Raw genomic sequence first — 11,996 nt, 5'->3', positions numbered from 1 at the left:
GTGACCACCCCCAGCTCCGCCACCCCGTCCGTCCCGGCCCTGGCAGCCGTCCCCGCGGCTGCTCCCGGGCACGCCCCCGGCGGGGCGGGCGCTCCGCGTGGGCGGGGCGCGCTGGGACCCGTCGGGCTGGTGCTCGCCGGGGGGATCTCCGTGCAGTTCGGCGGGGCGCTCGCGGTGACCCTGATGCCGCGCGCCGGTGCCCTCGGCGTCGTGACGCTGCGGCTGCTGGTGGCCGCGGTCGTGCTGCTCCTGGTGTGCCGCCCCCGGCTGCGCGGGCACTCGCGCGCCGACTGGACCACGGTGATCGTCTTCGGGCTCGCGATGGCCGGGATGAACGGCCTCTTCTACCAGGCCGCCGCCCGCATCCCGCTCGGTACGGCGGTCACCCTGGAGGTGCTCGGCCCGCTCGCCCTGTCCGTGCTGGCCTCCCGGCGCGCGATCAACTTCGTCTGGGCCGGACTTGCCCTCGCCGGTGTCTTCCTGCTCGGCGGCGGAGGCTTCGACAGCCTCGACCCCGCGGGTGCCGCCTTCGCCCTGGGGGCCGGTGTCATGTGGGCGGCCTACATCGTCTTCAGCGCGCGTACGGGCCGCCGCTTCCCGCAGGCCGACGGGCTCGCCCTCGCCATGGGCGTGGCGGCGCTGGTGTTCCTGCCGCTGGGCGTCGTCGAGTCCGGCACCAAGCTCCTCGACCCGACGGTCCTCGGTCTGGGCGCGGCGATCGCGGTGCTCTCCTCCGTCCTGCCGTACACCCTGGAACTCCTCGCCCTGCGTCGTCTGCCCGCCTCCACCTTCGCCATCCTGATGAGCCTGGAACCGGCCATCGCCGCCGCCGCGGGCTTCCTCATCCTCAGCCAGGCCCTCACCCTCACCGAGGCCGCCGCCATCGCCCTGGTCATCGCGGCGAGCATGGGGGCGGTACGGACCCAGGTGGGGCGGGGGCGCGCGAAGGCGGTTTCCTGACGTTTGAGGCGACGGGGTGAGGGGTGGCGGGACTAGAGTCACTCCCGTGTCTCGAATCAACCGGGCCGCGACGCGTGGCCGGCCCGTCCACCCAGGACGCGAAGGGAACAGCAGGCATGAGTGTGCAGCCCACTGAGACCGTCGGCGATGGACCGTTGATCCCTCGCCCGGAGCGCACACCGGGTGCTCTGCGTGCTGCTTGTACGGTCGTCGCCCCCGACCTCCTGGCGGCATACGACCGGGCGAAGGACCAAGCGCTCGCTGAGGCGGTGGAACACGGTTCGCTCAAGCCGGTCCACGCCTACCTCGGTCACTGGGCTGTGCTGATCGAGATCGAGCGCCACCCGGCCATGGCCAAGGCGTATCACCGTGCCGAGTACCTCGCCCGGATCGCCACCACGGCGGACGATGCCCGCAGACATCTGATCACGGCGAGTTCCCTGTACCGCGACGCCGCCAAGGCGGTGCACGCGGAGTGACCTGGGGTTGGGAGTACGTCCCCGACGAGGAGATGGTGGCGGTCGGTGCTCCTGCGGCGTTTCTCGCCGAAGTGGAGAAGAAGGCCGACGAACTGGTCAGGGCAGCGGAAGCGCTTCACCTCCACGGCCCCGCATACGAGGGAGCGGATGAAGGCGCGAAGCACGCGTTCGTCGCAGGAGGCTTCTTCGTCTACATGGTCACGCCACGCTCGGAGCTCGTGACCATCTGGCAGGTAACGCCTGATCCCCTTGTGTGAGGGGATGGCCCGGAGCAGCCGTTCGGCCGGGCAAGGTGGTCGTGTCGCGGCGGATGAAATCCAGCAAGCGTGCTTGATTGCTTTCTGGGGGCCTGTCATGCTCGCTCCATGGCCGACCCGACGCCCGTGATCGACGACCTGTGTGCGGAGAGCGACGAACTCGACCGGCTGGTGGCCGGGCTGAGCCCCGAGCAGTGGGTGCTTTTGACGCCCGCCGCCGGCTGGACCGTCGCCCATCAGATCGCGCACCTCGCCTGGACCGACCGTTCCTCGCTGCTCGCCGTGACCGATCAGGACGCCTTCGCCCGTGAGGTCGAGAAGGCGCTGACCGAGCCCGGGGACTTCGTGGACAACGCCGCGCGGGAGGGGGCCGTCCTGCCACCCGAACGGCTGCTCGCGGACTGGCGCGCCGGACGCGGGGCCCTCGAGAACGCCCTGCGGGCAGCACCCGAGGGGGCGCGTTTCCCCTGGTACGGCCCGCCCATGTCCACGGCCTCCATGGCCACCGCCCGGCTCATGGAGACCTGGGCCCACGGCCTGGACGTGGCCGACGCGCTGGGTGCGGTGCGGCCGCCCACCGACCGGCTCCGGCACGTGGTGCGGCTCGGCATCCGCACCCGCGACTTCGCCTTCGGGGTGCACGGACTGCCCACGCCGTTCGAGCAGTTCCGCGTCGAACTCACCGCCCCCTCGGGCGGGCTGTGGACGTACGGTCCCGAGGACGCCACGGACCGCGTCACCGGCCCCGCGCTCGACTTCTGCCTCCTGGTCACCCAGCGCGCCCACCGCGCCGATCTCGCCCTCACCGCCGACGGCCCCGACGCCGACCGCTGGCTGGACATCGCCCAGGCCTTCGCCGGGCCGCCCGGAGGTGGACGGGAACCGAAGGGGGACACCGCGCGGTGACGGCGACGACCCTGCGCATCGGGAACTTCTCCGGCTTCTACGGCGACCGCTTCGACGCCCTGCGCGAGATGCTCACCGGCGGCGAGCTCGACGTCCTCACCGGCGACTACCTCGCCGAACTGACCATGCTCATCCTGGCCCGCGACCGGCTCAAGGACCCCACCGCCGGGTACGCCCGCACCTTCCTGCGGCAACTGGAGGAGACCCTCGGCCTCGCCCACGAGCGCGGGGTGAGGATTGTCACCGACGCCGGTGGGCTCAACCCGGCCGGCCTCGCCGACGCCGTACGGGAGCTGGCCGGGCGGCTCGGCATCCCGGTGCGGGTCGCGCACGTGGAGGGCGACGACCTCACCGCCGCCCACCCGGGCGCGCTGGCCGCGCACGCCTACCTCGGCGGCTTCGGCATCGCGGCCTGTCTGCGCGAGGGCGCCGACATCGTGGTCACCGGTCGGGTCACCGACGCGGCCCTGGTCACCGGGCCGGCCGCCGCCCACTTCGGCTGGGCGCCGACGGAGTACGACCGGCTCGCGGGGGCCGTCGTCGCCGGGCACGTGCTGGAGTGCGGGGCCCAGGCCACCGGAGGCAACTACGCCTTCTTCGGCGAGCGGCCGCCCGGCGACTTACTGCGGCCCGGCTTCCCCCTCGCCGAGCTGCGCGAGGACGGTTCCTGCGTCATCACCAAGCACCCCGGCACCGGCGGCTTCGTCGACGTCGGCACCGTCACCGCGCAGCTGCTCTACGAGACGGGCGGCGCCCGGTACGCCGGACCCGACGTCACCGCCCGGCTGGACACCGTACGGCTCACCCAGGACGGCCCCGACCGGGTACGCGTCGAAGGAGCCCGAGGGGAGGCGCCGCCGCCCACGCTCAAGGTCGGACGGAGCCGGCTCGGCGGCTTCCGCAACGAGGTCGTGTTCGTCCTCACCGGGCTCGACATCGAGGCCAAGGCGGATCTCGTACGGGAGCAGATGACCGGCGCGCTCGCCAAGACGCCGCCCGCCGAGGTGCGGTGGGAGCTGGCGCGCACCGACCGGCCCGACGCGGACACGGAGGAGACCGCGAGCGCCCTGCTGCGGCTCGTCGTGCGGGACCCCGGGCAGGAGGCGGTCGGGCGTGCGCTGAGCGGGGCCGCCGTCGAGCTGGCGCTGGCCAGTTACCCCGGATTCCATGTGGTGGCACCACCGGGGAAGGGCGCCCCCTACGGGGTGTTCGAGGATGTGTACGTCCCCCATGGCGGGGTCCACCATGTGGCCGTCCTCCACGACGGGCGCCGGATCACCGTGGACCCGCCCCAGGACACCGCCGTGCTCGCGGACGTGCCGGAGCCGGAGCCGCCGGAGCCCCCGGCCCCCGGGCCCACCCGCCGCGCCCCCCTCGGGCTGGTCGCCGGGGCCCGCAGCGGCGACAAGGGCGGGAACGCCAACGTCGGCGTGTGGGTCCCGGAGGCCCGCGGCGACGACGCCTGGCGCTGGCTCGCGCACGAGCTGACCGTCGAGCGGCTGCGGGAACTGATCCCCGAGGCCCGCGACCTGCCCGTCACCCGGCACGTCCTGCCGAACCTGCGCGCCCTGAACTTCCTCGTCGAGGGCATCCTCGGCGAGGGCGTCGCCGCGCAGGCCCGTTTCGATCCGCAGGCCAAGGCGCTCGGCGAGTGGCTGCGCTCCCGGCACCTCGACATCCCGGAGGCCCTGCTGTGACGGTCCTCGAATCCGCCCTGGACACGGCCGACCCGGAGTACCGGGCCCACCGCGAGGCCATGCTCGCCAAGCTCGCCGAACTCGACACCGAGCACGCCGAGGCCCTCGCGGGCGGCGGGGAGAAGTACGTCGAGCGGCACCAAAAACGCGGCAAGCTGCTCGCCCGGGAGCGCGTCGAGCTGCTCCTCGATCCCGACACGCCCTTCCTGGAGCTGTCCCCGCTGGCGGCCTGGGGGAGCGAGTACACCACCGGCGCCTCCCTGGTCACCGGCATCGGCGTCGTCGAGGGCGTGGAGTGCCTGATCACCGCCAACGACCCGACCGTACGGGGCGGTGCCAGCAACCCCTGGTCGCTGAAGAAGGCCCTGCGCGCCAACGACATCGCGCTCGCCAACCGGCTGCCCGTGATCAGCCTGGTGGAGTCCGGCGGCGCCGACCTGCCCTCCCAGAAGGAGATCTTCATCCCGGGCGGCGCCGTCTTCCGGGACCTGACCCGGCTCTCGGCGGCGGGCATCCCGACCGTCGCGGTCGTCTTCGGCAACTCCACCGCCGGCGGCGCGTACGTCCCCGGCATGTCCGACCACGTGATCATGGTCAAGGAGCGGGCGAAGGTGTTCCTCGGCGGCCCGCCGCTGGTGAAGATGGCCACCGGGGAGGAGAGCGACGACGAGTCGCTGGGCGGCGCCGAGATGCACGCGCGCGTGTCGGGCCTCGCCGACCACTTCGCCGTCGACGAGCCGGACGCCCTGCGGCAGGCCCGCCGGATCGTGGCCCGCCTCAACCACCGCAAGGCGTACCCCGATCCGGGACCGGCGGCGCCTCCGCAGTACGACGAGGACGAACTCCTTGGCATCGTCCCGGGCGACCTGAAGATCCCCTTCGACCCGCGCGAGGTCGTCGCACGCATCGTCGACGGCTCCGACTTCGACGAGTTCAAACCGCTCTACGGCACCAGCCTCACCACCGGCTGGGCCACCCTGCACGGCTATCCCGTCGGCGTCCTCGCCAACGCCCGGGGGGTGCTGTTCAGCGAGGAGTCGCAGAAGGCCGCCCAGTTCATCCAGCTCGCCAACCAGCGCGACATCCCGCTGGTCTTCCTGCACAACACCACCGGCTACATGGTCGGCAAGGAGTACGAGCAGGGCGGGATCATCAAGCACGGCGCCATGATGATCAACGCGGTCGCCAACTCCCGCGTCCCCCACCTGTCCGTCCTCATGGGCGCCTCCTACGGCGCCGGGCACTACGGCATGTGCGGCAGGGCGTACGACCCGCGCTTCCTGTTCGCCTGGCCCAGCGCCAAGTCCGCCGTCATGGGCCCGCAGCAGCTCGCCGGCGTGCTCTCCATCGTCGCCCGGCAGTCGGCGGCGGCGAAGGGACGGCCCTACGACGACGAGGCGGACGCGGCGCTGCGCGCCATGGTGGAGCAGCAGATCGAGTCCGAGTCGCTGCCCCTGTTCCTGTCCGGGCGGCTGTACGACGACGGCGTCATCGACCCGCGCGACACCCGCACCGTCCTCGGCCTGTGCCTGTCGGCCGTCCACACCGCGCCCTACGAGGGCGTGCGCGGTGGCTTCGGCGTCTTCCGGATGTGAGGGACCGTGTTCACCTCGTTCACTTCGATCACCTCGATCACCTCGATCAATTCCGTACTGGTGGCGAACCGGGGCGAGATCGCCTGCCGTGTCGTCCGCACCTGCCGTGAGCTCGGGATCCGCACGGTCGCCGTGCACTCGGACGCCGACGAGCACGCCCGCCACACACGCGTGGCCGACACGGCGGTACGCCTCCCGGGGGCGGCTCCCGCCGACACCTACCTCCGCGGCGACCTGATCGTGAAGGCGGCCCTCGCGGCCGGCGCGGACGCCGTGCACCCCGGTTACGGCTTCCTCTCCGAGAACGCCGGCTTCGCGCGGGCCGTCCAGGACGCCGGACTGGTGTGGATCGGGCCGCCCCCGGAGGCCATCGAGGCGATGGCGTCCAAGACGCGCGCCAAGGAACTGATGGGCATCGAGCCCCTGCGCGAGGTCACCGAGGCCGACCTGCCGGTGCTGGTGAAGGCGGCGGCGGGCGGCGGCGGACGCGGGATGCGCGTCGTCCGGCGCCTCGCCGACCTCGATGCCGAACTGGCCGCCGCCCGCGCGGAGGCGGCGAGCGCCTTCGGCGACGGCGAGGTGTTCGTCGAGCCCTACGTGCGGGGCGGGCGCCACGTCGAGGTGCAGATCCTCGCCGACACCCACGGCACGGTGTGGGCGCTCGGCACCCGGGACTGCTCCCTCCAGCGCCGCCACCAGAAGGTGATCGAGGAGGCCCCGGCGCCCGGGCTGTCCGCGCGGCTCACCGGCGAACTGCACACCCTCGCGGTACGCGCCGCCCGCGCCGTCGGCTACGTCGGCGCCGGGACCGTCGAGTTCCTCGTCGCCGGGGGCGGGGCGCACTTCCTGGAGATGAACACCCGCCTCCAGGTCGAACACCCGGTGACGGAGGCCGTGTTCGGCGTCGATCTCGTCGCCGAGCAGATCCGCGTCGCCGAGGGGCACCCGCTCGAGAAGGACCCGCCCCGTGCGCACGGTCACGCCGTCGAGGCCCGCCTCTACGCCGAGGACCCCGCCCACGACTGGGCCCCGCAGACCGGCCGGCTGCACCGCCTCGCCGTCCCCGACGGCATCCGCCTGGACACCGGCTACACCGACGGCGACGACATCGGGGTCCACTACGACCCCCTGCTCGCCAAGGTCGTCGCCCACGCCCCCACCCGCGCGGAGGCGATCCGCAAGCTGGCCGCCGCCCTGGACCGCGCGGTGATCCACGGCCCCGCCACCAACCGGGACCTGCTCGTCCGCTCCCTGCGGCACGAGGAGTTCGCCGGAGCCCGGATGGACACCGGCTTCTACGACCGCCACCTGACCGAACTGACCACCCCCGACCCCGACCCGTACGCCCCGCTCGCCGCCGCCCTCGCCGACGCCCACGGCCGCTCCCGCTTCGGCGGCTGGCGCAACCTGCTCTCGCAGCCGCAGGTCAAGCGGTACGCGACGGCGGACGGGGAACACGAGGTCCGCTACCGGCACACGCGCCGGGGCCCGGCGGCCGACGGGGTGCGGGTGGTGCACGCCGACGCGGGGCTGGTGATCCTGGAGGCGGACGGCGTACGGCGCCGCTACGAGGTCAGCCGCCACGGCGACCGCGTGTACGTGGGCGCCACCACCCTCACCGCCCTGCCCCGCTTCCCCGACCCCACCGACCGGCACGCCCCCGGCTCCCTCCTCGCCCCCATGCCGGGCACGGTCGTCCGCATCGCGGAGGGCCTGACCGAGGGGGCGCCGGTGGAGGCCGGCCAACCCCTCCTCTGGCTGGAGGCGATGAAGATGCAACACCGGATCACCGCCCCGGTCACAGGAACATTGAGCACCCTCCACGCCGCCCCGGGACAGCAGGTGGAGCCCGGCGCCCTTCTGGCCGTCGTGGAGGCAGACACCCTCCAGGGGCGCGGGGAACCGCGCGAGTGACCACAGACGACCCGCACCCTCGTGACGACCTGAAGCCCCTCCCCCTTAGGAGCGCTCATGCCGGTGATCGAATCAGAAGAGCACAAGTCCCTCCGTGAAGCGGTCGCCTCGTTCGCGAGGAACCATCCCCGCACCCCCGGCGCCGACAACCGCCCGTTCTGGCAGGAGGCCGCCAAACTCGGCTACATCGGCGTCAACCTGCCGGAGGCATACGGCGGCGGTGGCGGCGGCATCACCGAACTCTCCCTCGTCCTGGAGGAGATGGGCGCCGCCGGCAACCCCCTGCTGATGATGATCGTCTCCCCGGCCATCTGCGGCACCGTCATCTCCCGCTTCGGCACCGGGACCCAGAAACGGGAGTGGCTGCCCGCCCTGGCCGACGGCAGCCGCCTGATGGCCTTCGGCATCACCGAACCCGACGCCGGCTCCAACAGCCACCGCATCACCACGACCGCACGCCGCGACGGCGCCGACTGGATCCTCACCGGCCGCAAGGTGTTCGTCTCCGGCGTCGACATCGCCGACGCCACCCTGATCGTCGGCCGCACCGAAGACGCGCGCACGGGAAAACTCAAGCCCTGCCTGTTCATCGTCCCCCGCGACGCCGAGGGCTTTCAGCGGCGTCCCATCGACATGGAACTCCACTCAGTGGAGAAGCAGTTCGAGCTGGTCCTCGACGACGTACGGCTGCCCGCCGACGCGCTTGTCGGTGATGAGGACGCCGGACTGCTCCAGCTCTTCGCCGGACTCAACCCCGAACGCATCATGACCGCCGCCTTCGCGATCGGCATGGGCCGCCACGCGCTCTCCCGCGCCGTCGGGTACGCGCGGGAGCGCACCGTCTGGAACGCCCCCATCGGCGCCCACCAGGCCATCGCGCACCCCCTCGCGCAGGCACACATCGACCTCGAACTGGCCCGGCTGATGATGCAGAAGGCCGCCCACCTCTACGACGCCGGCGACGACACCGGCGCCGGCGAGGCCGCCAACATGGCCAAGTACGCGGCCGCCGAGGCATGCGTGCGGGCCGTCGACCAGGCCGTGCACACCCTCGGCGGGAACGGCCTCACCCGCGAGTACGGGCTGGCCTCGCTGATAACGGCCGCGCGCGTGTCCCGTATCGCCCCGGTGAGCCGGGAGATGATTCTCAACTACGTCTCCCACCAGACCCTGGGCCTTCCCAAGTCGTACTAGCCCGTCCTGGAGGAACCGTGTTCCGCAGCGAGTACGCAGACGTCCCACCCGTGGAACTCCCCATCCACGAGGCGGTGTTGGCCCGCGCCGCCGAGTTCGGGGACACCCCGGCACTGATCGACGGCACCGACGGCACCACCCTCACCTACGAGCAGCTGGACCGGTTCCACCGGCGGGTCGCCGCCGGTCTCGCCGAGGCGGGGGTGCGCAAGGGCGACGTGCTCGCCCTGCACAGCCCCAACACCATCGCCTTCCCCACCGCCTTCTACGCGGCCACCCGCGCGGGCGCCTCCGTCACCACCGTGCACCCGCTGGCCACCGCCGAGGAGTTCGGCAAGCAGCTGCAGGACTCCGCGGCCCGCTGGATCGTCACCGTCTCACCGCTGCTGGAGACCGCGCGGCAGGCCGCCGGACTCGCGGGCGGGGTACGGGAGATCTTCGTCTGCGACAGCGCGCCGGGACACCGCTCCCTGATCGACATGCTGGCCTCCACGGCCCCCGAGCCGGTCGTCGGGATCGACCCCGCCGAGGACGTCGCCGCCCTGCCGTACTCCTCCGGCACCACCGGCACCCCCAAGGGCGTGATGCTCACCCACCGGCAGATCGCCACCAACCTCGCCCAGCTCCAGCCGCTGATCACGACGGGCCCCGGCGACCGCGTCCTCGCCGTGCTGCCCTTCTTCCACATCTACGGGCTGACCGCCCTGATGAACGCCCCCCTGCGCCAGGGCGCCACCGTCGTCGTGCTGCCGCGCTTCGACCTGGAGACGTTTCTTGCGGCCATCCAGAACCACCGCATCACCGGCCTGTACGTGGCCCCGCCCATCGTGCTGGCCCTCGCCAAGCACCCCCTGGTCGACCGGTACGACCTGAGCTCGCTGCAGCACGTCATCAGCGCCGCCGCCCCCCTGGACGCGCGCCTCGCCGCCGCCTGCTCGCAGCGGCTCGGGCTGCCGCCCGTCGGCCAGGCGTACGGCATGACGGAACTCTCGCCCGGCACCCACGTCGTCCCCCTGGACGCCATGCGGGACGCGCCGCCGGGCACCGTCGGCAAGCTCATCGCCGGCACCGAGATGCGGATCGTCTCCCTCGACGACCCGGGCAAAGACCTCGGGCCCGGCGAGTCCGGCGAGATCCTCATCCGCGGACCCCAGGTCATGAAGGGCTACCTCGGCCGCCCCGACGCCACCGCCGCGATGATCGACGGTGGGGGCACCTCCCGCTCGAGCGAAGCCGAGAGTGGGGGAGGCTGGCTGCACACCGGCGACGTCGGCCACGTCGACGACGGAGGCTGGCTCTTCGTCGTGGACCGCGTGAAGGAACTGATCAAGTACAAGGGCTTCCAGGTCGCCCCCGCCGAACTGGAGGCGCTGCTCCTGACCCACCCCGGCATCGCCGACGCGGCCGTCATCGGTGTCCACGACGAGGACGGCAACGAGGTCCCGCACGCCCACGTCGTCCGTCAGCCGTCCGCCCATGACCTCGCCGAGGGCGAGGTCATGATGTACGTGGCCGAGCGCGTCGCCCCGTACAAGCGGGTCCGGCGCGTCACCTTCCTCGACGCCGTCCCCCGCGCCGCCTCCGGAAAGATCTTGCGCCGTGAACTCCGCGCGGCGCACGAGGAGCCCTCGTGACCCTGATCGGCCGCACCCGCGAGCGGGGCGTCGAGACGCTCGGTCTCGACGCCCCGGAGCGCCGCAACGCCCTGTCCGCCGCCCTCGTCGGGGAACTGGCCGAGGCGCTGACCGACGCCGGCCGGGACACCGGCGTGCGCGCGGTGGTCCTCACCCACACCGGCAACACCTTCAGCGCGGGCGCCGACCTGCGCGACCCTCCCGCGCCGGATGCCCTGGTGGGCCTGTTGCGGCAGATCGTCGAGGTGCCGAAACCGGTCGTCGCGCGGGTCACCGGGCACGTCCGCGCGGGCGGCCTCGGCCTGCTCGCCGCCTGTGACATCGCGGTCGCCTCCCACACGGCGACCTTCGCCTTCACCGAGGTCCGCATCGGGGTCGCCCCGGCCGTCATCTCCCTGCCGCTGCTGCCCCGCACCGACCCGCGCGCACTGGCCCGCTACTGCCTCACCGGCGAACGCCTCGACACGGCGGAAGCCGTCCGCATCGGACTGCTCACCGCCGCCGGCGACGACGTGGACGAGACGCTCGCGCCCCTCCTCGACGGCCTGCGCAGATCCGCCCCCGAGGCCCTGGCCGAGACGAAACGACTGCTCACCACTAAGGTGCTGGAGAACTTCGACCGGGACGCCGCCCACCTGACGGCGCTCTCGGCCCGCCTCTTCGCCTCCGCCCCCGCGCGCGAGGGGATGACGGCCTTCCTCGAACGACGGGATCCGGAATGGGTGGTGTGAGCGCGGCGGCCGACCGCGGTGAACGCGTCCCCAAGCAGGACCGCAGCCGGGCCACCCGGCAGCGCCTCCTGGAGGCCGCCGTGGCCTGTCTCGCCGAACGCGGCTGGGCGGGCTCCACGGTCCTCGTCGTCGCCGAGCGCGCCGGTGTCTCCCGGGGGGCGGCCCAGCACCACTTCCCGACCCGCGAGGACCTGTTCACGGCCGCCGTCGAGTACGTCGCCGAGGAACGCTCCACCGCGCTGCGCGCGCTCTTCCCCGAGGGCGCGGCCGTCGGTGACCGCCGCGCGGTGGTGGCCGCCCTGGTCGACCTCTACACCGGGCCCCTGTTCCGCGCCGCCCTCCATCTGTGGGTCGCCGCCTCCGACGAGGAGCAGCTGCGGCCCCGCGTGACCGAACTGGAGGCGCGGGTCGGCCGGGAGTCCCACCGCATCGCCGTCGACCTCCTGGGCGCCGACGAGTCCCGTCCCGGCGTCCGCGAGACCGTCCAGGGCCTCCTCGACATGGCCCGCGGCCTGGGCCTGGCCAACCTCCTCACCGACGACGCGGCCCGCCGCGAACGGGTGGTGGGGCAGTGGGCGGCCCTCCTCGAGGGGGCACTGGACGAGGCCCCGGGCTGAGGCGGGGAAGCC

At 73.1% G+C, this 11,996-nt stretch carries 11 protein-coding genes; all 11 read left to right on the top strand.

Going from position 1 to position 11,996, the window contains the following annotated elements:
- The 11 genes from ACWEQO_RS08825 (at nt 1) to ACWEQO_RS08775 (ending at nt 11,984) form a co-directional block, all read left to right on the top strand.
- A complete protein-coding gene (locus ACWEQO_RS08825) occupies nt 1-960 on the top strand; it encodes an EamA family transporter (RefSeq protein ID WP_452980519.1) in 960 nt (319 codons plus the stop codon).
- 116 nt (nt 961-1,076) lie between these two features.
- On the top strand, nt 1,077-1,439 hold the full coding sequence (locus tag ACWEQO_RS08820; RefSeq protein ID WP_452980516.1) for a DUF6247 family protein: 363 nt from the start codon (nt 1,077-1,079) through the stop codon (nt 1,437-1,439).
- Nucleotides 1,436-1,696, top strand: a complete 261-nt coding sequence (locus tag ACWEQO_RS08815; protein WP_452980513.1) for a hypothetical protein — start codon at nt 1,436-1,438, stop codon at nt 1,694-1,696. Before ACWEQO_RS08820 ends, ACWEQO_RS08815 begins: the two co-directional genes overlap by 4 nt.
- A gap of 108 nt (nt 1,697-1,804) precedes the next feature.
- On the top strand, nt 1,805-2,602 hold the full coding sequence (locus tag ACWEQO_RS08810; RefSeq protein ID WP_452980510.1) for a TIGR03084 family metal-binding protein: 798 nt from the start codon (nt 1,805-1,807) through the stop codon (nt 2,600-2,602).
- Nucleotides 2,599-4,299: an acyclic terpene utilization AtuA family protein gene (locus tag ACWEQO_RS08805; RefSeq protein ID WP_361451265.1), complete on the top strand. Its 1,701-nt coding sequence runs from the start codon at nt 2,599-2,601 to the stop codon at nt 4,297-4,299. Before ACWEQO_RS08810 ends, ACWEQO_RS08805 begins: the two co-directional genes overlap by 4 nt.
- Nucleotides 4,296-5,894, top strand: a complete 1,599-nt coding sequence (locus ACWEQO_RS08800; RefSeq protein ID WP_452980507.1) for an acyl-CoA carboxylase subunit beta — start codon at nt 4,296-4,298, stop codon at nt 5,892-5,894. Before ACWEQO_RS08805 ends, ACWEQO_RS08800 begins: the two co-directional genes overlap by 4 nt.
- A 6-nt stretch (nt 5,895-5,900) precedes the next feature.
- Nucleotides 5,901-7,808, top strand: coding sequence for an acetyl/propionyl/methylcrotonyl-CoA carboxylase subunit alpha (locus ACWEQO_RS08795; protein ID WP_452980504.1), 1,908 nt, complete (start codon nt 5,901-5,903; stop codon nt 7,806-7,808).
- A 57-nt stretch (nt 7,809-7,865) separates the two neighbouring features.
- Nucleotides 7,866-9,002 (top strand): acyl-CoA dehydrogenase family protein, encoded by a 1,137-nt coding sequence (locus ACWEQO_RS08790; protein WP_452980501.1) that lies wholly within the window; start codon nt 7,866-7,868, stop codon nt 9,000-9,002.
- Nucleotides 9,003-9,019: 17 nt separating this feature from the next.
- Complete coding sequence (locus tag ACWEQO_RS08785; RefSeq protein ID WP_361451277.1) at nt 9,020-10,636, top strand: 4-coumarate--CoA ligase family protein; 1,617 nt, start codon at nt 9,020-9,022, stop codon at nt 10,634-10,636.
- The gene (locus ACWEQO_RS08780) at nt 10,633-11,367 is read left to right on the top strand and encodes an enoyl-CoA hydratase family protein (RefSeq protein WP_452980498.1); all 735 of its coding nucleotides are present in this window, start codon (nt 10,633-10,635) and stop codon (nt 11,365-11,367) included. The genes ACWEQO_RS08785 and ACWEQO_RS08780 overlap by 4 nt, the downstream gene beginning before the upstream one ends.
- Nucleotides 11,355-11,984, top strand: coding sequence for a TetR/AcrR family transcriptional regulator (locus ACWEQO_RS08775; protein ID WP_452980495.1), 630 nt, complete (start codon nt 11,355-11,357; stop codon nt 11,982-11,984). Before ACWEQO_RS08780 ends, ACWEQO_RS08775 begins: the two co-directional genes overlap by 13 nt.
- Nucleotides 11,985-11,996 lie beyond the last annotated feature (12 nt).

The organism is Streptomyces sp. NPDC004051 (genome assembly GCF_053604275.1).
Note: the sequence above shows the minus strand (reverse complement) of the source record. Positions and strands in the feature narration are given on the sequence as shown.